This window comes from Pseudomonas sp. St290 (genome assembly GCF_018325805.1).
GTDB lineage: Bacteria > Pseudomonadota > Gammaproteobacteria > Pseudomonadales > Pseudomonadaceae > Aquipseudomonas > Aquipseudomonas bijieensis.
Genome location: NZ_AP014703.1, coordinates 3,292,392 through 3,318,084 on the forward strand (window position 1 = coordinate 3,292,392; position 25,693 = coordinate 3,318,084).

At 60.6% G+C, this 25,693-nt stretch carries 26 protein-coding genes; 6 read left to right on the forward strand and 20 right to left on the reverse strand.

What is annotated here, in order from left to right; translation table 11 throughout:
• Positions 1 to 21: 21 nt before the first annotated feature.
• The 10 genes from PBDP_RS14495 to PBDP_RS14540 form a co-directional block, all read right to left on the reverse strand.
• Positions 22 to 1,008 carry a metal ABC transporter solute-binding protein, Zn/Mn family gene (locus PBDP_RS14495; RefSeq protein ID WP_249411852.1) on the reverse strand — a complete coding sequence of 329 codons (987 nt, stop codon included), beginning with the start codon at positions 1,006 to 1,008 and terminating at the stop codon, positions 22 to 24.
• Positions 1,005 to 1,910: a metal ABC transporter permease gene (locus PBDP_RS14500; RefSeq protein ID WP_109755417.1), complete on the reverse strand. Its 906-nt coding sequence runs from the start codon at positions 1,908 to 1,910 to the stop codon at positions 1,005 to 1,007. Before PBDP_RS14500 ends, PBDP_RS14495 begins: the two co-directional genes overlap by 4 nt.
• Positions 1,907 to 2,587 carry a metal ABC transporter ATP-binding protein gene (locus tag PBDP_RS14505; protein ID WP_232200779.1) on the reverse strand — a complete coding sequence of 227 codons (681 nt, stop codon included), beginning with the start codon at positions 2,585 to 2,587 and terminating at the stop codon, positions 1,907 to 1,909. Before PBDP_RS14505 ends, PBDP_RS14500 begins: the two co-directional genes overlap by 4 nt.
• 14 nt (positions 2,588 to 2,601) lie before the next feature.
• Entirely contained in the window at positions 2,602 to 3,534 is a 933-nt protein-coding gene (locus PBDP_RS14510) for a metal ABC transporter solute-binding protein, Zn/Mn family (RefSeq protein ID WP_109755419.1), read from the reverse strand.
• A complete protein-coding gene (locus PBDP_RS14515; RefSeq protein WP_109755420.1) occupies positions 3,531 to 4,265 on the reverse strand; it encodes a DUF6162 family protein in 735 nt (244 codons plus the stop codon). Before PBDP_RS14515 ends, PBDP_RS14510 begins: the two co-directional genes overlap by 4 nt.
• Entirely contained in the window at positions 4,265 to 4,753 is a 489-nt protein-coding gene (locus PBDP_RS14520) for a DUF6644 family protein (RefSeq protein ID WP_109755421.1), read from the reverse strand. The genes PBDP_RS14515 and PBDP_RS14520 overlap by 1 nt, the downstream gene beginning before the upstream one ends.
• A gap of 39 nt (positions 4,754 to 4,792) precedes the next feature.
• A complete protein-coding gene (locus PBDP_RS14525) occupies positions 4,793 to 5,275 on the reverse strand; it encodes a DUF6644 family protein (RefSeq protein WP_109755422.1) in 483 nt (160 codons plus the stop codon).
• Positions 5,276 to 5,296: 21 nt separating this feature from the next.
• Positions 5,297 to 6,793, reverse strand: coding sequence for an alpha/beta hydrolase domain-containing protein (locus tag PBDP_RS14530; protein WP_249411853.1), 1,497 nt, complete (start codon positions 6,791 to 6,793; stop codon positions 5,297 to 5,299).
• Positions 6,794 to 6,837: 44 nt separating this feature from the next.
• Positions 6,838 to 7,602: a hypothetical protein gene (locus PBDP_RS14535; protein WP_212802440.1), complete on the reverse strand. Its 765-nt coding sequence runs from the start codon at positions 7,600 to 7,602 to the stop codon at positions 6,838 to 6,840.
• A gap of 74 nt (positions 7,603 to 7,676) precedes the next feature.
• The gene (locus tag PBDP_RS14540; protein ID WP_109755425.1) at positions 7,677 to 8,060 is read right to left on the reverse strand and encodes a DUF6152 family protein; all 384 of its coding nucleotides are present in this window, start codon (positions 8,058 to 8,060) and stop codon (positions 7,677 to 7,679) included.
• Between the two features lie 237 nt (positions 8,061 to 8,297).
• On the opposite strand from PBDP_RS14540, the gene PBDP_RS14545 reads away from it, so the two are divergent.
• Positions 8,298 to 9,635: an alginate export family protein gene (locus PBDP_RS14545; protein ID WP_109755426.1), complete on the forward strand. Its 1,338-nt coding sequence runs from the start codon at positions 8,298 to 8,300 to the stop codon at positions 9,633 to 9,635.
• 99 nt (positions 9,636 to 9,734) lie between these two features.
• On the opposite strand, the gene PBDP_RS14550 is transcribed toward PBDP_RS14545, so the two are convergent.
• From PBDP_RS14550 to PBDP_RS14560, 3 genes are all read right to left on the reverse strand, one after another.
• Positions 9,735 to 10,298 carry a cytochrome b gene (locus PBDP_RS14550; protein WP_109755427.1) on the reverse strand — a complete coding sequence of 188 codons (564 nt, stop codon included), beginning with the start codon at positions 10,296 to 10,298 and terminating at the stop codon, positions 9,735 to 9,737.
• A gap of 105 nt (positions 10,299 to 10,403) precedes the next feature.
• Complete coding sequence (locus tag PBDP_RS14555; RefSeq protein WP_212802441.1) at positions 10,404 to 11,858, reverse strand: aldehyde dehydrogenase family protein; 1,455 nt, start codon at positions 11,856 to 11,858, stop codon at positions 10,404 to 10,406.
• 42 nt (positions 11,859 to 11,900) lie between these two features.
• A complete protein-coding gene (locus PBDP_RS14560) occupies positions 11,901 to 13,274 on the reverse strand; it encodes an aspartate aminotransferase family protein (RefSeq protein WP_109755429.1) in 1,374 nt (457 codons plus the stop codon).
• Between the two features lie 215 nt (positions 13,275 to 13,489).
• On the opposite strand from PBDP_RS14560, the gene PBDP_RS14565 reads away from it, so the two are divergent.
• The 3 genes from PBDP_RS14565 (at position 13,490) to PBDP_RS14575 (ending at position 16,895) form a co-directional block, all read left to right on the forward strand.
• The gene (locus PBDP_RS14565; RefSeq protein ID WP_109755470.1) at positions 13,490 to 14,458 is read left to right on the forward strand and encodes a helix-turn-helix domain-containing protein; all 969 of its coding nucleotides are present in this window, start codon (positions 13,490 to 13,492) and stop codon (positions 14,456 to 14,458) included.
• Positions 14,459 to 14,502: 44 nt separating this feature from the next.
• Entirely contained in the window at positions 14,503 to 15,243 is a 741-nt protein-coding gene (locus tag PBDP_RS14570; RefSeq protein WP_109755430.1) for an IclR family transcriptional regulator, read from the forward strand.
• Between the two features lie 203 nt (positions 15,244 to 15,446).
• The gene (locus PBDP_RS14575; protein WP_109755431.1) at positions 15,447 to 16,895 is read left to right on the forward strand and encodes an APC family permease; all 1,449 of its coding nucleotides are present in this window, start codon (positions 15,447 to 15,449) and stop codon (positions 16,893 to 16,895) included.
• 55 nt (positions 16,896 to 16,950) lie between these two features.
• On the opposite strand, the gene PBDP_RS14580 is transcribed toward PBDP_RS14575, so the two are convergent.
• From PBDP_RS14580 to PBDP_RS14600, 5 genes are all read right to left on the reverse strand, one after another.
• On the reverse strand, positions 16,951 to 17,895 hold the full coding sequence (locus tag PBDP_RS14580) for an alpha/beta hydrolase (RefSeq protein ID WP_212802442.1): 945 nt from the start codon (positions 17,893 to 17,895) through the stop codon (positions 16,951 to 16,953).
• Positions 17,896 to 17,947: 52 nt separating this feature from the next.
• Complete coding sequence (locus tag PBDP_RS14585; RefSeq protein WP_109755433.1) at positions 17,948 to 18,970, reverse strand: transketolase family protein; 1,023 nt, start codon at positions 18,968 to 18,970, stop codon at positions 17,948 to 17,950.
• Positions 18,967 to 19,815, reverse strand: coding sequence for a transketolase (locus tag PBDP_RS14590; protein ID WP_109755434.1), 849 nt, complete (start codon positions 19,813 to 19,815; stop codon positions 18,967 to 18,969). Before PBDP_RS14590 ends, PBDP_RS14585 begins: the two co-directional genes overlap by 4 nt.
• Positions 19,816 to 19,832: 17 nt before the next feature.
• A complete protein-coding gene (locus tag PBDP_RS14595) occupies positions 19,833 to 21,134 on the reverse strand; it encodes an MFS transporter (protein WP_163858786.1) in 1,302 nt (433 codons plus the stop codon).
• 94 nt (positions 21,135 to 21,228) lie between these two features.
• A complete protein-coding gene (locus PBDP_RS14600) occupies positions 21,229 to 21,978 on the reverse strand; it encodes an SDR family NAD(P)-dependent oxidoreductase (RefSeq protein ID WP_212802443.1) in 750 nt (249 codons plus the stop codon).
• Positions 21,979 to 22,168: 190 nt separating this feature from the next.
• Between PBDP_RS14600 and PBDP_RS14605 the strand changes: the two genes are divergently transcribed.
• Entirely contained in the window at positions 22,169 to 23,086 is a 918-nt protein-coding gene (locus PBDP_RS14605) for a LysR substrate-binding domain-containing protein (RefSeq protein WP_109755437.1), read from the forward strand.
• A gap of 56 nt (positions 23,087 to 23,142) precedes the next feature.
• Here PBDP_RS14605 and PBDP_RS14610 read toward each other — a convergent pair whose 3' ends face one another.
• Positions 23,143 to 23,898 carry an NADPH-dependent F420 reductase gene (locus tag PBDP_RS14610; protein WP_212802505.1) on the reverse strand — a complete coding sequence of 252 codons (756 nt, stop codon included), beginning with the start codon at positions 23,896 to 23,898 and terminating at the stop codon, positions 23,143 to 23,145.
• Positions 23,899 to 24,129: 231 nt separating this feature from the next.
• A complete protein-coding gene (locus PBDP_RS14615) occupies positions 24,130 to 24,888 on the reverse strand; it encodes an SDR family oxidoreductase (RefSeq protein ID WP_109755438.1) in 759 nt (252 codons plus the stop codon).
• Between the two features lie 100 nt (positions 24,889 to 24,988).
• Here PBDP_RS14615 and PBDP_RS14620 point away from each other — a divergent pair, with 100 nt between their 5' ends.
• Positions 24,989 to 25,615, forward strand: coding sequence for a TetR/AcrR family transcriptional regulator (locus tag PBDP_RS14620; RefSeq protein ID WP_178082499.1), 627 nt, complete (start codon positions 24,989 to 24,991; stop codon positions 25,613 to 25,615).
• Positions 25,616 to 25,693 lie beyond the last annotated feature (78 nt).

A 25,693-nucleotide genomic window follows, 5' to 3' on the forward strand; every position in this document is an offset into this window, starting at 1 on the left:
ACGCCTCGCCGTCAAGATCGATCATTGGGCAGGCGACTGGCCGTCGCCTCTCGTGTTGTCGTTGCCAGTCGCGGCGAAGGCCGCCAGCAAGGCTTCCAGGTTCGAGCCCAGGAGTGCCTCGTATCCGTTGGCCGTGTCGGCGAGTATTCCCGGGTTGCCCGTATCGAGTACCAACAACCGCGCGCCCCCGTCCTCGATGGCTTTGATGATCTTGGCGTCCGGTGCCCACTTGTGGACCACCACGCGAATATCGCGCTCGCGCAGGTAGTGGGTCAGCGCGGCGTAGTCAGCGTCGCTCCAGTCAATGTCCTGTCGGACGAACCAGCCGTCGACAAAGACGCCGAATTCGCCGAACAGGTAGGTGAACTCATTGGCCAGCGACAGCACGCGCAGATCCGACACCGCTGTCAGCCGGGCACCGTAGTCGGCCTTGAGCCGGCGCAAGCGGTCTTCAAGTGCGGCGAGGTTGCGCTTTATTCGCGGCGCATCGGCGGGGGCCAGGCGCTCCAGGTCGGCGGCGACCAGCGCCGACATGCGCATGGCGTTGACGGGGCCGAGCCAGGCGTACGGGGACTGGCCTTCATCAACATCGCTCGCCGCGGCCCAGGGAACATCGTTCGACGGTACGCGGGTCACCGCCACGCTGGGTTTGACCGTGTCCCATGAGCGCGAGGCATCGATCTCGATGATCCGTAGATTGTGGCGGCGCGCCGTCGCATACAGCGGATCCGCGCGCCAGAGACTGCTGAGGGTGACCACGGCTTCGGCCTGTTGGAACACTGCGGCGTCCAGGCGTGACAGTGCGTTGGCCTGGCTTTCCATGGGCACTGCCGCGCCTGCCGGTACACGAACGACCTCAAGGGCCGTGCCGTCGCTGAGTGCCGAGGTGAGCGCATACACGGCAGGCAGCGCGACAAGCACCTGCTGCCTTGCGTTATCGGCAAAGACCGAAAACGGCAGGCCCAGCAACAGGGTCAGAATCGTCAGCCAGGATCTGTAGAAGTTCATACGCTGGCCCCCCTGAACCGTGACGCGGTAGCGCGCATGACGGTGGTGACGACGAACACCAGGGCGGCGACTATCACGATTGCCCCGCCCGTAGGTACGGGGATGTGGAATTGCATCGGCGCCAGGATTCCCACCACGCAGGAAAAGGTCGCAATCAGGATGGCGCGCACCACCAGCCCCGGGAGCGAACGACTGATGTTGCGTGCTGCCGCCGCCGGTATGAGCAGAAGGGCTTCGACGAGCACGGCGCCGATGATTTTCAGGCAAGCGACCGTCACCAGGGTGACCAGCACCACAAACAGGTACTCGACGCTTCGCACCCGCACACCGCGAGCATGGGCCAGGCTCGGATTGAGGCTGGCCAACAACATGCCGTTGTACAGCGGCAGTCCGAGCAAGGCACACAGCGCCGTTACGCCAAGCAGCACGTTCATGTCGGTGTGGTCCACCGCCAGGATGGAGCCGAACAGCACGCTTTCCATCACGTGGGTGTTGATCTTTGCCGACACGAACAGCAACAGCGAGGCACCGACCGCCAGCGAGATGGACAGGAACACACCGATCAGCGTGTCATTGGCCAACGTGGTGCGATGCTGCGTGTACTTCAGCGTCAGCGCGAACAGCAAGCAGAAGCCGAACATCGAGAAGTAGGGGGACGTATAGGATTCACCGATCAGCACGCCAATCGCGACGCCGGTCATCGCGGCATTGCCGACGGACTGACTGAAAAACGCCATGCGCTTGATCATTACCATCGTGCCCAGCACGCCCAGCAGGGGGCCGATGAGCACTGCGCAGAGCAGGGCATTGATCACGAACTCATACTCGAACGGCTGCGGCAGGATGCCACTGGCGGCGAGCGCCTGCAGGTAGTTGCGAATGAAGTCGTACAGGGCGCTCATTGGGCCCCCTCCTGCGAGTAAGCGACTTGGTCGGGGGCGCCATGGAACAGCACCCTGCGGTTGATAACCGTCACCGATTGGGCGATGCGCCTGACTTGTTCCAGGTCATGGTTGATCCACAGGATGGTGACGCCACGGCCGTGCAATTCGGCCACCAGCGCCTCCACCAGCCGCACCCCCGATTCGTCGATGCCGGCAGTCGGTTCGTCGAGGATCAGCAGCCAGGGCGCCGGGCTGATCGCCTGGGCCAGTAATACTCGCTGACGTTGCCCACCGGACAGGCTGCCAAAGGGTTTGGTGCCCATTCCTGCCATGCCGGTACGAGACAGGGCCTCGGCATTGGCCGACTTGGCGGATCGGTTGGCGCCCAGGAAGGCCGGCCGGCGTTGACCGAGAAGGGCCATGAGATCGTTGACCGTCATCGGCACGTTGCGGTCGAAGTCTGGCAATTGCGGGACATAGCCCACCGGGGTCGTGAGCTGGCCCTCGAAGCGGACCGCTCCCGAATGCGGCATCTGGCCCAGCAGCGCACGCACCAGTGAAGTCTTGCCGCCACCGTTCGGCCCGACCAGGCAGTGCAGCGCCCCGGCTTCCACCCGAAAACTGACGTCTTCAAGCACTTGCGTGCCTCCCAGCCGCAGGGAGACGTTGTCGAACACTATGGCGGGACCGCACATCGCTTGTTTCTCCTTCATCGCTGCGTGAACTCGACGGCTTCGGCCAAGGTCTCGAGGTTTTCGCGCATCGCCACCTCGAATTCGTCCGCGCTGTAGGTATCGCCGGTGATGTGAGACAGCGAGAAGACCTTCACGCCGGTGGCGGCCTCGATAGGCTTGGCGAGATCGAGGGAGAAGTTTTTCTCGGCGAACAACACCTTCACATTGGCCTTCTTGATTGCGTCGATGGTGTTGGCCAGTTGCCGCGCAGTCGGCGCGACGCCGTGACGGGGCTCGATCACGGCGCTCACGAACAGGCCGAACTCCTGCATCATGTAGTCGTAGCCGGCATGCGTGGTCGCGCAGCGGAAGGAAGACAGATCCAACGCGGCGAAGCGGGTCATGAAACCAGCCCGTAGTGCTCGGATGCGCGCGGCATAGGCCAGGGCGTTCTGTCGATACGCAGCAGCGTTGGATGGGTCCAGCTCCCCCAGCCTGCGAGTGATCTCGAAGACCTGCTGTATCGCTGCCGTGGTGGAAACGAAGGTATGCGGATTGACCACCTTGGCACCGTCCTGGTCGCCGCCGATGGGAATGAGGGCGACCGAGGCATTGGCCTGGATGATCGGCAGCGTTGCCCCGCGACCGGCGGCCTTGATGATCTGGAAGGCCCATTCATCGTGGCCGATGCCGTTGACGACCAAGACATCGAGGGTCATCGCACGGGTGATGTCGTCGGGTTGCGGCTGATAGTTATGCGGGTTCGCTTGCGCCGGAATGAGCGCAACGACCTCGGCCCGATCGCCGACGATGTTCGCCACGAAGCTGTAGTAGGGGTGCAGGGTGACACCGATCTTGAGCTTCTTGTCCAAGGGGGCAGTCGGGTCGGCGAATGCAAGGGCAGGTATCAGCACCAGCAGCGCAAGGCAACTGCGCCACAGTGCGCGGTGTCTGGTAGAAACGGTCATGGCTGGTTTCCTTTTACACGTTCGACTTCGCTGGCACCGTCGTAAGGAATGACCTGGCGCCAACCTTGGCCGACCAGCGATTCGGGCTTGACGATGTCTGGGTAAGGTGCGTTCGGGTCGCGGTGGATCCAGATCGTGGCCTGGTTGGCCCACATGACGCCGGCATGGGCGTGCCCAATGACGAGCAGGTAGGCGCTCTGGCCGGGCGCGCGGCCGGCGGAGCCGTAGTAGACCGTGGCGCCCTGGCCCAGGGTGGCTTTCGAGACGTCGCTGGGGGGCGTCGGGGCGTCGGCGTCGTCGTGATCATCGACGGAACCGGCATGAGGCAGGTGGGTGCCAGGCAAAATCAACTGCCAGTGCACCTCGCCATTGGTCTTCCAGAAGGCGTCTCGGTAGAACGGCGGCAACAAGATCTTCTGGGCTTGCTCCAGGCTGATCCAACCGCCGGTGTCGTTATTGTTCCAGATGATTTCTTCACCGGCGGGCAGCAGGGCGCTGTGGATGGCCTGGTCGACTGCACCGAGGCCATCGAAGGAGCGCACCTGCCAGCTCAAGGGTGTCGGCGGGCCGGCGTGCTGTGGGCGCAGCAGCACATAACCTGTCACGCTGGCGATGATTGCCAGGGCTGCAAACAGCAGGGCCAGCGATTCCCAGCGGCTGGAAGCCGGACGCACGACATGGACCGCGTCGTTTGCGTCATCGCCGAGGCTGGTTCGCGACAGGTGAGCCATCAGACAAACCCGATCCAGCGGCCAAGGCATATCACGCCCACCCACAGTGCCAGCGAGCTGAATCCGGCGATACGGGCCTGGCTGGGAGGCGGCAGGATGGTGTCCCACTCGGCGATCCGGCGATAGGCGCCCAGGTGGAATATCCCCATGTTGAGGCCGGCCAGCGCCAACAGCCCCATCTTCCACCAGAAAACGCTGTTCTGCGCATAGGTGGTGGCATTGGAGGCGAACATGAGCAAGCCGGTGATCACGCAGGCTGCGAAAGCAACCCAGGTAAATGGCAGCAGTTCCCGAATCAGTCGTAGCGCGCTTCGACGATGGGAGGCGACGCCGAGCAGGCGCAAGTCGACGACGGCTATGGTCCCGAACACGAGGGCGATGCCGATCACATGCACCGACTCCAGGTTTGGAAAAATGGAGCCCGACTCTCTGATATAGGCTGCGATCGGGGTGCCCTCGAGGGCTTGCAGTATCGATTGAATGTCCATGGCAAATACCTGAGAAAACGTTCGTTGAAAACGCTGGGATCAGTAGGCGATCCAGCGGCCGCAGAAGATCACGCCGCACCATAGGGCGATCGACAGCCAGGCCAGTGCCTTGATGGGCGGCTTCTCGTTATCGCCTTGTGCCTGAGCAGCGGGACGCAGCAATGGACGTCGGATTGACCAGGCCAGGGTGAACACGGCAACGACCATGAACATCTTCAGCCAGAACGTCGTGTTGACCAGTACGCGGTCAGGCTCGCCGATGATCATGACCAACCCGGTGAGGAGCAGGACGATGAGTGCGGCGCGCATCCACGGGTAATAACGGCGAATGACGCCGCGCAAGGGTTCGTCCGTGGCGAGCACGCCGGCCAGCCGCAGGTCGGAGATCACGGCGGCACCGAAGATCATTGCGATGGCGACGATATGAACGCTCTGGATGGTGGGCACGACCCAGGACAGGTCCCTGATGGCGGTGCTCAACGGTGTCGCGTAGATCCAGGCGATGATGAGTTCTGGTGACATTTGCTTTGCTTCCGCGTGGGGTTAGAAGTCTTGGGGTTTTGCGATCGGACGCAGGCCCTTTGCATCCTCCGGGAGGAGATAGCCCTGCTTGATCGAGAGGCCCTTGGCGTCTTCGAATGCCTGTTCGTAGTGGCTGAAACTGCCGTAACGTTGGCCAAGCGCTTCCTTGGAATAGGGCACCTTGGTGTCGTAGATCAGGCCGCAACCGGTCTCCTGGTCCGTGAGGTAGGTCGCGCTGGGCACCTGGATCCACGGCGGGCGCACGCCCCCTTGCAGGTTGCCTGTGGCGGGGTCGCGTGCGACGGTTTTGCCTTCGCGCAGGACTCGCGGCGCCTTCGGCATGGCTTTGCCCGCGCGCACCCATTGGTCCATGCCATCGAGCAGCGCCGAAACGACCAGTTCCGCCGGTTCGTCGTACAACGTCCGGCACCGTGGGTCGTCACCCTTGCCGATGTCGGCAGCTAACAGTTCGGTATGCTCCGTGCCGAGGTCGGCCAGCCGCAGATGCGGTATGCCGGTCACTTCGTAGTAGCGAAGCTGCGGGCTGTCGGTATCCGGCGGCAGGTCGATGCCTTCGATCACGTCATGCATCAGTTCCGATTGGCTGTAGACGGTCACGAACGGCACGCCGTCGGGCATCTGCCGCGGCAGTCGGATGACATCGCCGCCCACCTCGCCATAGGCCATGCGGCCTGTCATGTAGGCATCGATCAGTGGCCTTGCGTCAGGCATGCGCCATTGCTGGTGCCGGCCCTGGTCGAGGTAGTCCATCCAGACTTGCGCGGTCACGGCCCAGCTATTGACATAGACGCGTTGCACGTTGAGGCCTGCCAACGGGCCTTGCGCCGCATTGGTCTTGAGCAGCAGCGCCAGTTGTGCGGCAATGCCTTGGGACTGTGGAACGAACGGATCGGGACCTGCACCGCGAGTGAAGCGCTCCGGATCGTAATAGGTGCCCAACGGCGCATAGCGTGCGTAGTCGAAGCGGCGCATGAATTCGAAGTTCACGATCCGTCCGTATTGGGCGACCTGCTCGGCCTCGGCGGCCGGGGTGTCCGAGATGAACTTGGGGTCGACGGCCGGCTTGTTCATGTTCAGCGTGTAGCCGACGTACGCGTAGCCACGCCGTAGCAAGTAATCACGGGTCAGGATCCACCCTGCGGCGCGCTCGCCAAACCAGCTGAACGGCTCGATCACCACCGTGCCGTTGAAGTGCGCAGGGTCTGCCGGCTTGCGCACCAGAATGCGCGTGGTATAGGGCGCCTCGAAGAGGGTTTTGCCCGCGGCGGTGATGGCCGGGGCGACGCCTTGCAGGTAAAACTCCTCTTCGACGTAGTCGTACATGTCGAGGTCGCTGTGTTCGGTACCCGGACGTTTCGCCGACGACAGCGGTGGCACACTGGAGGGCGGCACGGCAACGACTGTGGGCATGCGGGGCACTTCGGCGAAGGTGTTCGAGGTCAGCATCAGCGACAGCAGGACGCCGTGCAGCGTTGGTCGCAGGATGCTGATGGTCATCGATCGTTCCATCCGCTCACCTCCAAGGGGTCATTGATAGGGCTTCACTCACGGCTGAGGGACGCCTTGCCCTCGCTGTCGATCACGATCTGGTTGTTCTCGCAGACATATTCTTGAATGGCGTAGTCGGAGCGCTTGTAGTCGAACGTGAAGCGATACGGGGTGTTGAGCACCTGTGGATCTTCAATCACGACTTGGTCCTCCAAGTGGTCCGGTCCCCGCAGCCTGATGCGTTCGATGATCTTCATGTCCGCACCATGGGGAACGTCATAGAACGTCACGTCCGTTCGCACACGTTGTGTCTCCACGACGAGCGTGTCGCCTTCCCAGTGGCCTCGCGAATGGCCCTGGTACTTGGGGTCGAGCTTCTCTTTGGGCGGCATTGCCTCGTTCAAGAGAATCCGGCGTACCTGCTGGAGATATTCGCCAAGGACGACCACTTGCTTGTCGTCGTGAATGATCTGGATCGGGAAGAGCGCCGCCATCAACGTCGGCATGCCCTCGGGCAGGCACTTGGAACTCGTCGTGGCCAGCGGCGTCCCGGCTTCGTTCGCGGCGGCCTGTTTTTTCTTCAGCTCGGCGTATTGGCTGGCATAGGGTTCCTTCAGGTCCATCGGTCCGCCCGGGTGCACTGGCTCGTCCGGGTTCTCACCGAACCAATCATCCGGAGTCCTTTCCCAGGTGCCGCTGATGTCCGGGCGCTTGTCGTGCTGGGTTTTCGACGCTGCCGCGTTGCACATCCCGGCGACGGTCACGAGGACGACGCCGAGCAAGATCGTTGCTGCGCTCAAGGTTCGTGTCGGTTTCATTGAAACGTCTCCACGCTGCTGGCCTGTCTGGTTCGGTTGAGTTCGGTAGTCATGAAGCGGAGGAGGGACTTCGCCTAACCGCCGCCCGTGAGCACGACGTCACCGATCTTGATCTCCACGAGCAGTCCTCCCGGATCACCGTTTTTCAGCGGTCTGAAGGACACCTCGGCGCTTTCGCCAGCCTTGATCGAATCAGCGTTCCAGCCTGCGCGCTGCAGCGCGTTGACACTGCCCGTCTCGATCTTGAAGCGCTGGGGGGGCGGGCCGGGCGTATCGAGGTAAATCGTGATGTGCGGATTGGTCCAGGCAAAGCGCTCGACCACGCCCTGGACCGTGACCATCTTGGTCTGGTCGAAAAGCGCGAATGAGTGGTGAGCGGTGGCCAGGGACGGTAGGGCACTGCAAGCGACGATGGTCAGCAGGCAAAGCCCCTGACGTAACAGCGGGGATGGGGTCATGACGGATGCCTCGTTCTTATGCGTTCTTATGGCCCCAGCATAGGGGGGACACCTGCGCAGGCCGTAGCCCAAAACGGCAACCATTCAAATCCCAGGACAGGTTTTTCAGTGGGCAGCGATGGGACCAAGGGAATAGGGGCGCCGCCCTGTGCACATGCTGATTTGGGCTACCGCATGGGCGGCCCGAATCGGAACACTCATGACTCGCCTCATAAATATAAAAACAGGAGAGACGTCATGCGCACCCCCCACTACGCTCCATTAATTTCTCTGGTTGCACTCTGTACATTGGGGCCGCAGGCACAGGCCTACGAGCTCTACAACGAAGACGATGGTGCTACCGTCCTGAATGCCGACCTCTGGGCTGGATTTGGTTGGTTCGGCAGTGAAAAGAACTACCTCGCCAACCCGCAGGAGGAACCCGGCAGGATGCGATGGCAGGAAGGCTTCGCAAAGTACGGTCTAAACGGCACGACGGACAAGATCGGTCCCGGCTCGATCTACGGCGGGTTCAGCCTGATCAGCACGGGCTCATGGGGCGACGGGGACGCGGGAGCGATCACTGCCGGGAATGAAAGAAGAACGGCGGTAGAAGACGCCTATCTGGGCTGGAAGTCAGGCGACCTGATTCCCGCCCTGGGTACGGACGGCGTTGATTTCTCCTTTGGCCGGCAGCTCGTGACGGTGGACGGTTTCCTGATCACCGACGACGGGTTCGCTCCCGGCAAGGCCTTCAGCCCCATCCCAGGTGTGGCGGACGGTCGGTTCAATCGCGGCGGCGCCTTTTACCTGGGGCCGCGATTGGCCTTCGGCAATACGGCCGTCCTGAAACTGGGCGGTACGCAGGGGCTTCACGGCAGTCTGATGTGGTTGAAGTCGGACAATCCAGGACAGTCGGAGACCGAAGTGGCGGCCGCCACCATCGACTACACGACGCCCATCGGCTCGATTGGTTCGACCTATGTGCACGGGCTGGATGTCAACGAGCGATATACCTTCGCCGATCGGAGTGAGCGCAAGGGCATGGATATCTACAGCATCCGTGGCCAGGGCAATGCCGGCATCGAGAACGCTGATTTTGCATTCGAGGTGGCGCGCCAGGAAAAACGTTCGGGGTCGCAGCGGGCGATGTTCTTCGACGCGGGCTACACCTTTGCCGACGTCAAATGGCAACCGGCGGTAAGTTACCGTTATTCGCGTTATTCCGAAGGCTGGGACTTCCTGTTCCAGGGCGGCTTCCGCAAGCGGTACCAGGGTGAAGTAGCCGCGAACTATGCCGGTTCAGTGACCTCGAACATGCAAATCAACGATGTGCTGTTCTCGGTGCAGCCGACCGACAAGCTGACACTCAACGCGATGTACTTCCACTATCACCAACTCTCCGACCGGGATGCTCAAGACTTCAGCGCCCGTGAGGTCGACCTGTACCTGGACTGGATGGTGACGGACAACATCACGTTGTCGCCTCTGGTGGGTTTCTACAAGCCAAAGAAGTGGCTCGAGGACGGTGGTTTGCAGAGCGGGAGCGCATCAACCAACACTTACTTGCAGTTCATCGTGTGGGTGACGTTCTGATCTGAGTCGCCGCTGGCGGCATCTGTTGCAGGGAGTTTGATGCGTAGGCGCCACCAGCGGTGGCGCTTTCCGGCGGGAAAGGTGATTAAGACGGGACGGTCACAGCATGCGGCGCAGGACGTCGTTGCGAGGGTCCGGGTCGAAGAAGCGGTGCTTGAGGGCGCCGGCGACATGCAGCACGATCAGGCCGAGCAGGGTATAGGCGAGCACTTTGTGCAGCCACTGGAAGACGACGAACCAGTCGTCATTTTTCGGTAGCAGCTCCGGCAGGTTCACCCCAAAAAAGAATACCCCGTCGCTCATCGTGTAGGTGCTCGACATCGAGTAACCCATCAACGGCACGATCACGATCAGGACGTACATGGCACGCTGCACCAGCTGTGACAAAAACCGCTCATGCCCGGCCAGTGTTTCCAGCGGTTGTGGAAGCTTGGGGGTGCGCCAGCGCAGGGTGATCTGGACCAGGACCACCAACAGCATCAACACCCCAAAGGATTTGTGCCACGGGTAATAGAGCTCGTATTTGCTTGCTACTTCATCATTCATCCCGGTCATGTGCCAGCCAGCCCAGAGGAGGCCGGCGATGAGCACGGCGCGCACCCAGTGCAACATACGCAGGGACGTCGGATACCGATCAATTGTTGTTTGATTTACCGGATTCATCGCAGTCTCTCCATCGATCATCAAGGCATCGGAATGCACATTTGAACGGCCACCCTCTACGACACAGGGCTTGGAGGGTGGTCCGGTCAGTGCGGTTTTTTGTTCTCAGTTAGGCAGCAACACGGTGATGACCTTTTCTTCGGTATAGGCCAACGCGCCGCTGAACCCGCCTTCACGGCCAATGCCACTGGACTTGACGCCGCCCCAGGGCAGGTTGGCGTCCAGCGGGCTCCAGCAGTTGATGCCCACGGCACCGGCCTTTACCGCCGCGGCAACGCGGTGCGCTCGCACCAGGTCGCTGGTCCAGATCGTGGCCGCCAGGCCGTAGGTGGAATCGTTGGCCATTGCGACCGCCTCATCTTCGCTGTCGAACGTGATCACCGTGCCAACGGGGCCGAAGATCTCGTCTCGGGCGATCGCCATGTCGTTGCTGGCGTTGGCGAAGATGGTCGGCTGCACAAACCAGCCCCGCTCGGGGTTCGATACGCCGCCGGCCAGCAGGGAGGCGCCTTGTTCGATGCCCAGCTGGATGTAACGGTTGACCCGTTCGAACTGTGCTTTCTTGGCCACTGGCCCCATCTGCACGTCGGGCTGTCGAGGATCGCCTACCTTGACTGCTCGAGCAGCATCGGCAAGCGCTGCGGCGAAGCGATCGGCGATGCTGCGTTGTACCAGGATACGCGAGCCGGCGGCACAGACCTGGCCCTGGTTGACGAACAAGCCGAGCGCGCAGCCGCGCAACGCGTCGTCGAAGGACGCGTCATCAAAGACAATCTGTGGGCTCTTGCCGCCCAGCTCCAGCGCCACACGCTTGAACAGCACGCCGGCGGTGCGCTGGATCTCGCGTCCGGCCTCGGGGCTGCCGGTGAAACTGATCTTGGCCACGTGCGGGTGTTCGCACAAGGCGCGACCCACCTGTGCACCGTAGCCGGTAACCACGTTGATCACACCGTCAGGGAAGCCCGCTTCCTGAGCCAGCGCGGCCAGGTGCAGGGCCGATTGCGGTGTCTCTTCCGAAGGTTTGATGACCACGGTGCAGCCGGCGGCCAGCAAAGCGGCGAGCTTCCAGACCGTGATCATCAGCGGCGAATTCCAGGGCACGATGGCACCGACCACGCCCACCGGCTCGCGCACCGTGTACGAGAGGGTCTTGCTGCCGAAATAGCCGCCGGTGGGAATGGTGCGCCCCTCCAACTGGTTGGCCCAGCCAGCAGCGGCGCGCAGGTTGGCGACCGCGTTGGGCAGGTCCATCCGGCGCGGCTCGACCGGGGAGCGACCGATGGCGTTGGCGTCCAGATCGGCCAGCAAGTCGGTGTCGCGTTCCACCAGGTCAGCCAGCTTCGACAGCAGTCGACCGCGCTGGGCGCCGTCGAGCTGGCTCCAGGCGCCATCCTCGAGTTGGCTGCGCGCTGCCTCCACGGCGCGGTCCACATCCGCGCTCGTGCCGCATGCGGAGCTACCGTACACCTGCTCTGTCACAGGGTTGATGAGGGTCATGCGTCCACCGTCGGAGGCTTCTAAGGACGCTCCTTGGATGAAGTGATTCAGGTGCTGAGTCATGTCAGGGGCCCTGCGTAATGTGAGTGATCGGTGGGGCACGCCTCATGCTTCGAGGGAGGCCAGGGCGTCGCCAAAGATGTCCAGCGCCTTGAAAAACAGCGAGCGTGTGATCGTCAGCGAGGGCATGACGCGCATCACGTTGCTGTAGCGACCGCAGGGAATCATCAGCACGCCGTGGTTCAGCAGGTAACCCATGAGTTGACCGATCTTGGCGCCCTCCAGCGGTGCCTTGGTGACCGGGTCTTCGACTAGCTCGATACCGATCATCAGGCCACGACCGCGTACCTCGCCGACGAAGGGGCTCTTGAAGCCACGGATACGTTCCTGAGCCTCCAGGCCCAGCGTGTGCGCGCGATTGAGCAGATCTAGCTCCGGGTCCTGCAGGATGCTGATGTTGGTCAGCGCCACTGCCGCGGACAGCGAGTTGGCGGCGAAGGTATTGGGCATCGATCCGTCGGGGATCGCGGCTGCCAGGTCCGAACGCATGATCAGGCCCGCCATCGGCAGGTCGCTGCCAATGCCCTTGCCGAAGGTGAGCATGTCGGGTTTCACGCCGGAATGTTCGACCGCCCACATCTTGCCGGTACGCCCCGCGCCGGATTGCACTTCATCGACGATCAACAGCGCGCCGCTGAGGTCGCAGGCCTTGCGCAGCAGTTGCAGGAACTCTGGCGAGGGAGGCACGTAGCCGCCTTCACCCTGTACCGGCTCCACGATCACGGCGGCCACGTCATCGGCGGCGGTGTAAGGGGTATTCAGCAGGTAATCCACGTAGTCGCCGGCGATCTGTTCGGCGCTTTTGTGCGTGGTGTCGAAGGGGAAGCGGTAGGCATAAGGGTAGGGGGCGTGAATGACGCCGCCCATCTGGGCACCGTAGCCCTTGCGGTAGGCCGTGCCGGTGGTCAGCGCACCGGAGGCGTTCCACACGCCGTGGTAGCCGCCATGGAAGGCGATGATCTGGTGCCGTCCGGTGACGCGTTTGGCGAACTTGATCGCGGCTTCCAGCGCATCGCTACCGCTTTGCGTGAAGAACGTAATGCAATCGCCGCGCAAGCCGTCGGGCGCGATCTCGGAGAGCTTGGCGGCCAACTCGGTGCGGCGGGTGCTGTTGACTTCCAGGGCGTGCATCAGCACTTCGGACTGTTCGCGGATGGCCTGCACCACTTTCGGGTGGCAGCGACCTACGCTGCTGACGCCCACACCTGCGGACAAATCGATATAGGTGTTGCCATCAGCGTCCTTGAAGGTCGCGCCGAACGCCCGGTCCATGGCCACGGGCATGCGTCCGCCGCCGCGGGCCATCGACTCGGTACGCGCCGACAACGCCAGGGCCTCGGTGGTCTTGGGACCGGGAATGGTGGAAATGATCCGCGGGGCATCCGCGAAGTGGAGGGATTCAAGCTTGGTTTCACTCATGACGGTCTCTCAGGATGTCGGTTTCAGTGTCTCGATCATCCCCGTCGCTTCCGCCTGGCCGGTAGCCCGAATCGGCACATTGGGAGGGTCGCCTCGAACGCTGATTTCGATGAGCGGCTCCTTGCGTAAAGAAATTTGCATAATTCTCTTAATGTGAGAATATCGCACAAGAAGGCAACCTAAAAAGAAGAATATTGGCCGAGGCTTTCGTCATCATGAAAATTCAGAACATCAGCCACTTTCGTGACATCCATGTCCACGCCGCTACCGTCCAGGAGTGGAATCAGGACTACAGCCAGTTAACCGCTGGCTCGATCGAGAGTTCGCTCATACAGTTGACGACGGCGCGTTGCCACATATTCCGTGAGCAGATCAACCAACGCGTGGTGCAGCATGGCGTGGCGCCCCGGGGCAAGATGTGCTTTGCCGTGCCCATCACCGTTCCGGGTTCGATTCGGATGCAGGGGCGGGAAGTGGACGACAGCAGCCTGTTCTTTCTTCACGGTGGCGAGGAGTTCATGTTTCACATGCCGATGGGCATGGAACTGCTGGCCATTACCTTCGAACGTGAACTGTTCGAGCAGGCATTGGCGCAAACGGCGTCGGCCAAGGAAATCAGCCAGTTGCTGCGTCAACCGGTGATCAGGGTCTCCACGCAGCGCTATGCAGACGCTCGACGTCGAATGCTGGCTGTATTCTCCCAGGCGCTCTCGAACGAAGATCTTGGCAATACGCAAGATCGGGAGCTGGAACTGGAACAGGCCATGCTCGGCGAGTTGCTGCAACTGATGACCGACCCGGCCTGCGACAAGCAGCAGCGTCTTCCAAGCTCCACACGCAGCTTCATTGTCGAGAAATGCCATCGCCTGGCGACCGCGGAATTGAACAACGTGCCCAGCGTGGACGAGTTGTGCCAGCGACTCCAGGTGAGTCGACGTACCGTGCAGAACAGCTTCCGCTCGGTTGCCGAGACGACACCCATCAATTACTTGCGCTCCGTGCGGCTCAACGGTGTACGTCGGACCTTGATGTCCACCCAGGCCGCGCACCTCTCGATCGGCGATGCCGCGGCCCAATGGGGCTTCTATCACCTCAGCCATTTTGCGGCGGAGTACCAGGAACTGTTCGCAGAATTGCCCTCCCATACCACCCGCGCGGCCATCGCCGATTGCGCGCGCGCCTGAGCATCTACCGAGCATGGTGTCGACTGCACAAGGATGTAGCAAAGATGAATAGCCTTCGCCGCCTGCTCATGGTGTTCGACCTGTTTCGGCCTGATCAGCCGGTCATTGACGTGGAGACCATTTGCCAGGAGCTCGGCTTTACACCCGCGACCGCCTATCGTTATCTGCGCGAGCTCGGCGATGCGGGCTTCCTGAAGCGATTACCGCGCGGCTACGCACTCGGCCCGCGAATCGTCACGCTGGAGCATCAGATGACGAAGTACGATCCGTTGCTGGCGTGCAGCCGGGACCTGGTCGATAAATTGGTCGACGATACCGGCCTGGATGCGCTGGTCAGCGAATGGCATGGTGATTCAGTGGTCAACGTGCTGATCCAGCGGGGTTCCGATGCCGGCCCGGTCGGTGGCGACAGGGGGCGACCGATCGATCTGCTCCACAGCGCGACTTCCCGGGTCGTATTGGCGTATCTGCTGCCGCGCCAGATCCGCCGCATCTATGACGTTCACGCGAAGCCAACCGAACCGCAGCAGCAGGGCTTGGCGTGGAAGCCGTTCAGCAAGAGCCTGCTCGCCATTCGCAAGCAGGGTTACTGTATCAGCGAAAGCGAGCTGCACCCGGGACGCAGTGGCGTCGCCGCGCCGATTTTCGACGAAAAGCAGCGCGTCCTTGGCAGCATGACCCTGGTTGGACGCAGTGAGCGGTTCCGTGCTTTTCAACCGGGCTACCTGTGCGACCTGGTGACCGGCGCAGCGGCGGAACTGACGGCGCGCATCGCTTTGCAATGAGGTGATAGCGGGGGACGGATGACAGCCCTTCGGTTTTTTTGACGAGCGAACTCTGGTTACCGATTTGGGATAGTGGAGCGTTCAGGGAGAGGCATAGGATCGAATCCAGCGTGCAACAAGAACAACAACGCTATTCGGTGGCGGTGAGCGGTTGACTGCATCGATCCCACAGCGACTGCCTCATACAATAAGGTCAAGAAAACATGAGTGTATCTCTCCCGGTCAACAACTCCACGGAGCTCAAGCGTGGGGCCCTGGGTGTCGGCTTCATCATCTTCTTCGTGGTTTCGGCGGCGAGTCCCTTGAGTGTCATCGCTGGCGGCTTCCCCATAGGCATCATGCTGGGCAACGGCGCCGGTACACCGGCATTGCTGATCCTGGCCCTGCTGGTGTTGCTGGCCTTCTCGGTGGGTTACACCACCATGTCCCGGCATGTCACCAACGCCGGTGGTTTCTATGCATTCACTGCTCGCGGCCTGGGTGGTTTGGCTGGCGGGGCTGCGGGGGTGTTGGCGATGTTCGCCTACAACATCCTTCAGGTGGGCCTGTATGGCATGTTCGGTGGCGTGGTCAGCGGCACGATGGAGAGTGTGTTCGGCCTGGTGTTGCCCTGGTGGACGTATTCGCTGATGGCGATGGCCAGCATTGCGATCCTTGGCTATCGCAAGATCGACCTGTCGGCCCGGGTGTTGTCGGTCATCGTGATCGCCGAATACCTGGCGATCCTGCTCCTGGACTTCGCCATTCTCAGGACGGGCGGTGACAGTGGCATCAATCTCGACGCATTTGATCGCAGCCACGTACTCAGCGGCACCCCGTCAATCGGCTTGCTGTTCTGCTTCGCCGCGTTCATCGGCTTCGAGGCCACCACCATCTACGGCGAAGAAGCCAAGAACCCGCAACGCACGATCCCGATTGCCACCTACTGTTCGGTGCTGCTGATCGGTGGTTTCTACGCGCTATCGGTCTGGTCGATGGTGATCGGCGTAGGGGCGGACAAAATCGTCGCCACGCTCCAGGCGTTGCAGGATCCGACGACCTTTATCTATGGCATGTCCGACCACTTTGTCGGCCCGCAGCTGACCCAGGTCATCCGCGTGCTGTTCATGGTCAGCATCTACGCCGGGCTGCTGGCCTTTCACAATGCCGCGGCCCGTTACTTCTATGCCATCGGCCGTGACGGTCTGCTGCCCAGCCGGCTGGGAACCACCCATCGTGTGCACCAGAGCCCGCACATGGGCTCGGCGTTGCAGAGCTTGATCTCCGCCGTGGTCGTGCTGATTTTCGCTGCGATGGACGCCGATCCGATCCTGCAATTGTTCGCCTGGCTGTCCAACCTGGCGACGCTTTGCGTGATCTTGCTGATGGCGCTCACTTCCGCGGCGGTATGGGTCTTCGCTCAGCGCCATCCCGAGCTCAAGCTGGGGATCTGGCGTGGGCGGATTTTCCCCGGTTTCTCCTGCCTTGCGTTATTGGCGGTCCTGGTTATCGCGGTGGTGCATTTCGATGTGCTGACGGGCGCTAGCAAGGCCTTGTCCTATGGTCTCTGCGCGATCATTCCCGCAGCGCTGCTGGCAGGTGTGTTTCTGGCGGCGCGGCTGCGCAAGGCATCGCCACAGCGGTACCTGGTACTGGGCAGCCACAAGCTCTGAAAGCCGCAAATGGCTCAGGGACTGAGCTTTGGAGAACGTCGGACAGGCCCCGTGCTCATGCTGCCCACATTCGCCCGAGCGCAATCGCGACGTCGTTCCTGCACTGATCTGTCATCCGCCCCGGATACTGATCGAACATATGCGGGACGCCCGGGTAGACGTGAAGCTCGCTGGGCACGCCTGAGCGCGAAAGTTTCAGCGCGAAGTCCACACTTTCCTCCAGAAACAGATCCAAGCCCCCAACACCAGTAAAGCTGCGGGGTAAACCCTGCAAATCGACCGCGAGCGCGGGGGAAAACAGGAAGGCTTTTTCGTCCCCAGGGGCGTAGGGCCCTTGCAGGCATTGCCAGCAAAACTGGTTGGCTTGCGGCCTCCAACTCAATGCGCCGGTTGTGGGATTGGCCGAGGGGGCTGCCGCCGAGCCGGTCCTGTGATCGAGCATCGGGTAAATCATGACCAGGCCTGCGACGGAGTATTGGTGTCGCTCCCGAACCAGTAGGGCCAGCGCTGCGGCCAGGCCGCCTCCGGCACTGTGGCCCATGATGACGATTTTTTGTCGATCAAGGCCCAGCGTATGGCTTTGCTGCAAAAGCCAGCCCAGCGCCGTGTAACAGTCTTCCAGCGGAACAGGAAACGGATGCTCCGGGGCCAGTCGATAATCGACCGCGACGATCACCGTTCTCAACTGGCCAGCGAGATCGGCCAGGTAGTCGTCGACCATCTCCGGGCTTCCCAGGACGAAACCTCCACCATGCAAGTACAGGATAGCCGGGAGCAGCTGGTCCTCGAAGGCCGGGGCAGGCCGGTAAATACACATGCGCACGCTATCGGCGCCAGGGGTAGCGCCTGTCCAGCGCTGTTCGCCGTGCGACATCTCGGGAGTTTTCGAGTTGGCGCTTACTCGGTCTCGGATACCGGGGAGAGCGGCGAGGGTCCATTGACTGGAAGGCTCTTCAAGGAAAAAACCATAATCGGGGTCAAGCAGGTGATCCGTGTTCAAGGGGTACTTCCTCCTTGCCAGGGGCTTATTCAGCCCCCGCAGGTTTTAAACCCTATAACCAACCCTTGATCTGCGCGCACACAGCCTGGGTGGAAATCCCATAGCGATCGTGCAATGTCGGAAGCGCTCCAGCATCGAGAAAGGCGTCCGGCAGCGCGATTTGCCGGAACGTCGGCGTGACGCCATTGCGCAACAGCACGGTCGCCACGGCTTCGCCCAATCCACCGATGATGGAGTGGTTTTCCGCCGTCACGACCAGTCGTCCCGGCTTTCTCGCCTCGGCCAGAATGGTCTGCTCGTCCAAAGGCTTGATGGTGGGGACGTGAAGCACTGCGACATCCACGCCGTCAGCCTGAAGTTCCTTGGCCGCTTCCAAAGCACGCATTGTCATCAAACCAGTGGAAATGATTAAAACCTCGTTGCCCGTGCGCAGAGTCTTGGCTTTGCCGATCTCGAACTTATAACCGTATTCGTCGAGCACCAGCGGTACGTTGCCCCGCAGTAACCGCATGTAGACGGGCCCTTGATGGGCGGCAATGGCAGGAACCGCCTGTTCGATTTCCAGGGCGTCGCAGGGGTCGACGATCATCAGGTTCGGCATGGCGCGGAAGATCGCCAAGTCGTCAGTCGCCTGATGGCTGGGGCCATATCCGGTGGTCAGTCCTGGCAAACCACAAACGATTTTGACGTTGAGATTTTCCTCGGCAATCGCCATGCAGATGAAGTCATAGGCCCGGCGCGAAGCAAATACCGCGTAAGTGGTGGCGAAGGGCACGAATCCCTCCCGCGCCATGCCCGCTGCCGCACTCATCAATAACTGCTCAGCCATACCCATCTGGTAGAAACGCTCGGGGTGCGCCTTCGCAAAAATGTGCAGGTCGGTGTATTTGGACAAGTCAGCCGATAAACCCACGATATCCTGGCGCTGGTTCGCGAGTGCGGCCAAGGCGTGCCCGAAGGGCGCCGATTGGGTGGCCTGACCTTCAGCGGCAATCGAGGCAATCATCGCCGAGGTCGTCAGTTTTTTCTTCGCGACCGCGGGCACCTGAGCGTTAGTGTTGTGTGAGTTGTTCATGCTGTTTTGCCTTCTTCGAGGTTGTTCAGGGCCACATCCCATTCATGCTCGTCCACGCGAATGAAGTGAGTTTTTTCGCGGGTTTCCAGGAACGGCACCCCTTTGCCCATCTTGGTATCGCAGATGATGACGCGCGGTTGCGCGGTGGGATGGCTGCGGGCGGCGTCGAACGCCTTGACCAGGGCGTCCAGGTCATTACCGTCTACTCGCTGGGTGAACCAGCCAAAGGCTTGCCATCGATCAACGATAGGTTCGAATGCCAGCACCTCGCTGGAGTGCCCGTCGGCTTGCTGATTGTTCACGTCGACGATGGCGATCAGGTTGTCGAGTTTCCAATGGGAGGCTGACATGACCGCTTCCCAGGTGGAGCCCTCATTCAGTTCGCCATCCGATAACAGGTTGTAAACGAAAGAGGCGGATTGCTTGCGCTTCAAACCCAGGCAGGCGCCTACGGCGATGCCCAGCCCCTGGCCCAGCGAGCCACCGGTGATCTCCATGCCGGGGGTGTAGGCGGCCATGCCAGACATGGGCAGGCGGCTGTCATCCGAACCGTAGGTTTCAAGCTCATCCAGTGGAATGATTTCAGCCTCGATCAGAGCGGCATACAGCGCGATCGCGTAGTGGCCGATGGAGAGGTAAAAGCGATCGCGCTGTTCCCACTCGGGATGTTCGGGCTTGTAGTTCAAGGCGTGAAAGTACGACACAGCCAGCAAGTCTGCGGCGCCCAGCGCCTGGCCGACGTAGCCCTGGCCCTGGACTTGCCCCATGCGCAAGGCATGGCGGCGAATGTTATGGGCCCGTTGCACCAGGGTGGTGGTGGAGGCGCGGGATAAAGTGGCAGTCATGGAAATTCTCCGTTAACTCAACGATTGACCGAAGCGGCGGGAATGCGCAGCACCAAGCAGGCACCGATGCACAGCACACCGGTAATCAGGTACATGCCGATGGCGCTCGAACCGGTCGTGGTGGTGATCCATCCAATCAGGTACGGCGAGCAGAACCCCGCAAGATTGGCGAAGCTGTTGATCCCGGCGATCCCCGCTGCGGCGGAGACGCCACCGAGCAATGTGGTAGGCAGCATCCAAAACAGTGAAGACGCCGACAGCACGCCTGCTGCTGCAAGGCACAAGAACAACACCGACAGCATCAGGTTGCCGCCGAACACCGCAGCCAACGTGAGGCCCAAAGCGCCGGCAATCATTGGCCCGACCAGATGCCAGCGGCGCTCCTGGTGCTTGTCGCCGCTGCGGCCCATGAGCACCATCGCGACGATGGCACACAAGTAAGGGAGGCTGGTGAGCAATCCGATGTGCATCGGATCGGCAACGCCTGCGTTACGGATCAGCGTCGGCAGCCAAAAGGTGATCGCGTACTGGCCCATGACCACGCAAAAGTAGATACAAGCGAGAATCCACAGGCGGCGGTCCCGCAGGAACGCCCCGACCGATGCATGGGTGACTTTGCGGCTGTTGTCCTCGGCCAGTTCTTTGCTGACCAGGGCTTTTTCTTCCTCCGTGAGCCAGGTCGCCTGGTGGACGCCATCCTTGAGATAAGCCAGCACCATCAGGCCAACGATGACGGTCGGAATGGCCTCGATCACGAACATCCACTGCCAGCCCGCCCAACCGTGAAAGCCTGCGAACTTGGTCATGATGTAGCCTGAGAGCGGTCCACCGATCATTCCTGAAAGGGGGATGGCAATGAACCACAGCACGGTCATTTTTGCCCGTCGGTAAGAGGGGAACCAGTAAGTGAGGTAGAGCAGCAAGCCCGGGGCGAGACCCGCTTCGGCGATCCCGAGCAGAAAACGCAGCGTATAGAACTGCCAGGCCGTTTCCACGAAGGCGAAGAGGGCGGAGATGATGCCCCACGAGATCATGATGCGCGCGATCCAGCGGCGGGCACCGACCCTGTGGAGAATGAGGTTGCTTGGCACTTCGCAGAGAAAATAACCAAGAAAGAACATGCCGGCGCCGAGCCCGTATACGGTCTCGCTCAGGGACAGGTCACTCATCATCTGAAGCTTTGCAAACCCGACATTTACCCGGTCCAGGTAAGCGCACAGGTAGCACAGCATCAGGAAAGGCATCAGTCGCCAGGCGGTTTTGCGATACGCGCTTGAGCGCACTGTGGACACAGCGTCGAGCGTCATGGTGGTCATCATGAGGGTCTGATCTCTTGTTTTTATAGAACGCCGGGCTTGAGCCCGACGTATCTTCGATACAGAACTTAATGGGCGGCGGTGCTTACACCTGTCGTCAGTGGATCAACATGCCGCCGTTTACATCGAGCGTGATGCCGGTGAGGTAAGAGGACAAGTCGCTGGCGAGAAACAGAGCCGCATTGGCGACATCCTGCGCGGCGCCCAGACGACCCAGCGGGATGCTTTCGATGATCGCGTGGCGGCGCTCATCCTGCATCAGCCCGCCGGTGATGTCGGTATGGATCAAGCCTGGCGTGATGGAGTTGACGCGAATGTTGTCTGCGCCGAATTCGCGCGCCATGGCCTTGCCCAGCCCGAGCACGCCGGCTTTCGCTGCGCTGTAGTGTGGGCCGCCAAAAATGCCGCCGCCACGCTGGGCCGATACGGATGACATGCAGACGATGCTGCCCGAAGCCTGAGTGCGCATCAGCGGAATGACCGCCTGGGACATCAACAGCGTGCCGCGCAGGCTGACATCCAGGACCTTGTCGTAGTCGCTCGGGCGTATGTCCAGGGTCTTGATCGGCTGCGTGATGCCGGCATTGTTGACGAGTACGTCGATACGGCCGTAGCGCTCGATAACCTTGGCGACGGCGGCTTTGACTTGCGTTTCGTCGGCGACGTTGGCAGCCAGGCCCAGATGGCCTTCGCCGAGGGTGGCCGCGGCATCACGGGCGGCGGCCTCGTCGAGATCCAGGATCACGACGCGAGCACCGTGTCTGGCGAAGGTGACAGCCGTTGCGCGGCCGATACCACGTTCGGATGCGGCGCCAGTGATAATCGCGACCTTGTCTTGAAGAAGCATGAGGGGTACCTCTGATTGTTTTTATGGTTCGATTCAGCGATCGATGACTCAGAGTGGGCTCCCTCGACATGTCGAGCAATAACGCAAACGTCACTGCTAGATGAATAAAATTCAGCACTCGTCAACGCGGATCGCAAATGCTTGAATGGCACTTACCCGTTCGAGACCAAAAACAATAGGCTGAATACCGATGCGCCAGGACGATACCCCTTCATCCAACCTGCCACCGCTGAGAGCAATTCAAGCCTTCGAGCAGACCGCCCGTTTTGGCAACCTGGCAAGAGCCGCCGAAGTGCTGGACCTCACGCCGTCAGCGATCAGCCACCAACTGGCCAAACTGGAGGTCATGATTGGCCGACAGTTATTCGTGCGGGCAGCCCGTGGGGTGACGCTGACACCGGTCGGTGAGCAGTACTTGAAGGACATTTCCGGTTTGTTGCAGAGCCTCGAGGTCGCCACCGAGCGCGCAGCGAGTGACGTCAGTCTGGATTGCCTGCGGCTGCATTCCTCTCCCAGCTTTGGCTTGCTCTGGCTGATGCCAAGGTTGGAGTCATTTCGCTTGACCAACCCGGACATCCAAATCAATTTGTCTTGCTCCTATGAGTCGCTGCATTTCAGCCAGGACAAGATCGATGTCGATATTCGCCACGGCCGGCCGAATTGGCCCAGCTATGAAGTGCGCACCGTGCGCAACGAGAGCTTCGCCGTGCTGGCCTCGCCCAAGCTGATCGCGCGCTGCGCGGTAAAAAACGCAACCGATCTCCTGGCTGAAGACCTGATCCTTTCCGAAGCGACCTTGCTCAGATGGCCTGAGTGGTTCGCCCAGCATGGCCTGGCACGCCCTGAAAAACCCTACGCCTTGAGTTTTGACCGATCCTACATGAGCCTGGAAGCGGCGAGCCACGGCTTGGGATTCGCCCTGGAAAGCACACTGCTGGCACAAAAATACCTCGCCAATGGTTCGCTGGTTGAGGTCGCCCCCGAAGCCTTGAGTTCTCCGGTGGCCGCCCACCACCTGGTGTTCCCGAAGGCTCATTCCAGTTTCCCCAGGGTCAGGCGATTCTTGGGTTGGATGGAAGGGGAGTTGGGGCATAGCTTCGTGTTTTAAAGGGGGTGGTCGTACGAAGGGCGACCGCCATGATTTTCAGCAATCGAACACGATAGTCAGGCTGTCATAGCGCGGTTGGTGGCAACAATTTGCTCGTGTGTGAACTGACTGCCGGGAGTCATAAACTTGGCGATCAATGCGTCGCGGTTTTGAGGCGCTCGCGCCTTGTCTGCCGCTTGCAGCGCCAATTTCAGCTCCGGCAATGTCAGCTCGGTGCAATAGGCGGGTGTACCTGGTTGCTGACGCCACGAATCTTCAAGGCTACCGGCGGCAAGTGCGATAAAGCCCGTATCCTCAACGAGATGCCGTGCGATTGACTCAGCCTGAGTGTCATCCCCGGCTACCGGTAAGGCGATGCGTGCTGCAGCCCCGTCTGCCTGCCTATTGTCGGCAAGGGTCGCTGCGAGGACCGCGTTCCAAGCCTTGATGACCGGGTGGCCGATCTGCTCGCTTACCCAAATGCTCTCGGGCTTGCCGTCATCAACTTCCTTGATTGCCCCATCGCGCCCGGGATAATAATTGGATGTGTCAATTACGACGATTTTCTTGGGGACACTACTCAGCGTCTGTTTGAGATCTGGGTATTTCGCGAAGGGGATCGAGAGGATGATCACGTCTACCTCGGAAACAACATCTTCCTTGGTCACCGCGTGCACGCCGATTTCATTGGCAAGGCTCTGGATGCTCTGAGGGCCTTTCGAGTTTGCCAGCTTAACTTCATGGCCGCACGCAGCGAGCTTGCAGGCTAGGGTAGCCCCAATATTGCCGGCACCGATAATTCCGATTTTCACTTTAAGAACCTCCTTACCTATAACCAATATTTAAGTGACTGTCTGGCTGGGTATGCGAATGAATTAGCGCACCGTGAAGCCTGCAACCTGGGATGCGCACGCCTGTCGTCTGACTCTGGTAAATACGACTTTTCAAGAATGAGAGGTCATGCTGTTGGTAAACAATGCACGATCCGTGTGCATGTGGTTGCCTGGAGCGATCTCATCTGGTTAGCCGAATGACCGCATAAGGCAATACCCACAAGGTCAATGTCACTCTGCCGGAGGTTTGTACGCCGCAAGCATTTTCAACACTTCGTCATGTGAACCCGTCGCTTCAGCAAACCTTAATGGTTTGGCGCGCTCAACAACGAGTTCTGATGGGGTCGGAGAGATCTTTAGCAGTTCAAGGATTTCATCCAAAAACTCCTCCAGAGGCATCGCGTGCTCGTCATTTTCCTGCCCGAGCAAAGTGGTGCGCACACCCGGCGGCGCAAGCTCGATAACTTCGACGGAGGAGTCCTCCAACTGTACTCGAAGACTTTGAGTGAACGAATGAACCGCTGCCTTGGTGGCGCTGTAGGTCGGTGTGGCAGGCAGTGGAACGAATGCCAGGGCCGAGCTGACGTTCATAATGGTTGCGCTGGGTTGTTTGAGCAGTTGGGGAGTAAATGCATACACCATGCGAATCGTGCCAAGTAAGTTCGTTGTCACGATATCTTCGGCTGTGCGCAGGCCTTGCGGCTCAGTCAGATTCTCCCACTGCATAATCCCGGCATTGTTTATGAGAACGTTGAGATTTGGATGGCTGATCGCAAGCGCTTCGCTGCTGCGCTGGATGGAGTGCGGATCGCAGATGTCCAGCAATACTGATTCAATACCTGGATGCTCCGACGCGATCTTGTCGAGCAGAGCCTTGCGACGTCCAGCGATGATGACTTTATTGCCCGCCTGATGAAGCCTGAGCGCCAGACCGAGGCCGATGCCCGAGGTGCCGCCAGTAACCAGAATCGTGTTGCCAGTGCCGTTCATAGTAAACTCCAAGGGAAAACGGTTAATCGGACAAGTGTCCACTTTTAGAAAATACCGGACAGCTGTCCGCTTAGCAATGCATTGAAGGAAAACTTTGCTCATGACTGACGAGCTGGTGATGCGTTCTGACGCCAAGAAAAACCGCGAACGGATACTGGAGGTCGCGGTGGTTGAGCTGACTCGCGATCCTGCGGTTCCCTTGAGCACGATCGCCAAGAAGGCTGGTGTGGGGCAGGGCACGTTCTATCGCCATTTCGCCACCCGAGAGAAGCTGGTATTCGAGGTTTATCAATTTGAGATGCAGCAGGTGGCAGCGTTGGCGGAACAGTTCCTCGCGACCAAACCACCTAAAGAGGCCCTCCGTGAATGGATGGACTGCCTTGCTGAATATGCGATGACGAAGGCAGGGCTTGCGACTGCCATACAACAAGCTGCGTCCATTTATGAGTTCCCGGGAAAGTGCGGATACGCTCCCGTCCAGGCGGCAGCCGAGTTGCTTTTGAGGGCAAATGAAAAGGCCGGAACGATTCGCAGCGGGATAACCAACGATGACTTCTTTCTAGCCATCGCTGGAATATGGCAAATGGATGCCCAGAGCGAATGGCGCTCGCGTCTCGCAAGACTGATGAACTTGGTGATGGATGGTCTGTGTGCTGGCAGCCCCGAAAGTCTGAAAAAGAGTAACGCGCCTTCCTCCATGCCACTTTGTCCGTCCAGCGCCTCGTAGGTCGCGTTGATTGCGGACATTAGGCCTCATGTGTTGAACGAGACCTGGAAGGCACTACCGGTCATAGCCGCTTTTGAC

What these genes read in the sequence shown, in the direction of transcription:
- PBDP_RS14550 (WP_109755427.1), bottom strand. Translation starts at nt 10,298, where the DNA reads ATGAATCCGGTAAATCAAACAACAATTGATCGGTATCCGACGTCCCTG.
- PBDP_RS14585 (WP_109755433.1), bottom strand. Translation starts at nt 18,970, where the DNA reads ATGAACAACTCACACAACACTAACGCTCAGGTGCCCGCGGTCGCGAAG.
- PBDP_RS14525 (WP_109755422.1), bottom strand. Translation starts at nt 5,275, where the DNA reads ATGTCACCAGAACTCATCATCGCCTGGATCTACGCGACACCGTTGAGC.
- PBDP_RS14505 (WP_232200779.1), bottom strand. Translation starts at nt 2,587, where the DNA reads ATGTGCGGTCCCGCCATAGTGTTCGACAACGTCTCCCTGCGGCTGGGA.
- PBDP_RS14605 (WP_109755437.1), top strand. Translation starts at nt 22,169, where the DNA reads ATGCGCCAGGACGATACCCCTTCATCCAACCTGCCACCGCTGAGAGCA.
- PBDP_RS14565 (WP_109755470.1), top strand. Translation starts at nt 13,490, where the DNA reads ATGAAAATTCAGAACATCAGCCACTTTCGTGACATCCATGTCCACGCC.
- PBDP_RS14515 (WP_109755420.1), bottom strand. Translation starts at nt 4,265, where the DNA reads ATGGCTCACCTGTCGCGAACCAGCCTCGGCGATGACGCAAACGACGCG.
- PBDP_RS14540 (WP_109755425.1), bottom strand. Translation starts at nt 8,060, where the DNA reads ATGACCCCATCCCCGCTGTTACGTCAGGGGCTTTGCCTGCTGACCATC.
- PBDP_RS14555 (WP_212802441.1), bottom strand. Translation starts at nt 11,858, where the DNA reads ATGACTCAGCACCTGAATCACTTCATCCAAGGAGCGTCCTTAGAAGCC.
- PBDP_RS14500 (WP_109755417.1), bottom strand. Translation starts at nt 1,910, where the DNA reads ATGAGCGCCCTGTACGACTTCATTCGCAACTACCTGCAGGCGCTCGCC.
- PBDP_RS14560 (WP_109755429.1), bottom strand. Translation starts at nt 13,274, where the DNA reads ATGAGTGAAACCAAGCTTGAATCCCTCCACTTCGCGGATGCCCCGCGG.
- PBDP_RS14530 (WP_249411853.1), bottom strand. Translation starts at nt 6,793, where the DNA reads ATGACCATCAGCATCCTGCGACCAACGCTGCACGGCGTCCTGCTGTCG.
- PBDP_RS14590 (WP_109755434.1), bottom strand. Translation starts at nt 19,815, where the DNA reads ATGACTGCCACTTTATCCCGCGCCTCCACCACCACCCTGGTGCAACGG.
- PBDP_RS14575 (WP_109755431.1), top strand. Translation starts at nt 15,447, where the DNA reads ATGAGTGTATCTCTCCCGGTCAACAACTCCACGGAGCTCAAGCGTGGG.
- PBDP_RS14600 (WP_212802443.1), bottom strand. Translation starts at nt 21,978, where the DNA reads ATGCTTCTTCAAGACAAGGTCGCGATTATCACTGGCGCCGCATCCGAA.
- PBDP_RS14520 (WP_109755421.1), bottom strand. Translation starts at nt 4,753, where the DNA reads ATGGACATTCAATCGATACTGCAAGCCCTCGAGGGCACCCCGATCGCA.
- PBDP_RS14570 (WP_109755430.1), top strand. Translation starts at nt 14,503, where the DNA reads ATGAATAGCCTTCGCCGCCTGCTCATGGTGTTCGACCTGTTTCGGCCT.
- PBDP_RS14545 (WP_109755426.1), top strand. Translation starts at nt 8,298, where the DNA reads ATGCGCACCCCCCACTACGCTCCATTAATTTCTCTGGTTGCACTCTGT.
- PBDP_RS14535 (WP_212802440.1), bottom strand. Translation starts at nt 7,602, where the DNA reads ATGAAACCGACACGAACCTTGAGCGCAGCAACGATCTTGCTCGGCGTC.
- PBDP_RS14620 (WP_178082499.1), top strand. Translation starts at nt 24,989, where the DNA reads ATGACTGACGAGCTGGTGATGCGTTCTGACGCCAAGAAAAACCGCGAA.
- PBDP_RS14510 (WP_109755419.1), bottom strand. Translation starts at nt 3,534, where the DNA reads ATGACCGTTTCTACCAGACACCGCGCACTGTGGCGCAGTTGCCTTGCG.
- PBDP_RS14595 (WP_163858786.1), bottom strand. Translation starts at nt 21,134, where the DNA reads ATGATGACCACCATGACGCTCGACGCTGTGTCCACAGTGCGCTCAAGC.
- PBDP_RS14495 (WP_249411852.1), bottom strand. Translation starts at nt 1,008, where the DNA reads ATGAACTTCTACAGATCCTGGCTGACGATTCTGACCCTGTTGCTGGGC.
- PBDP_RS14615 (WP_109755438.1), bottom strand. Translation starts at nt 24,888, where the DNA reads ATGAACGGCACTGGCAACACGATTCTGGTTACTGGCGGCACCTCGGGC.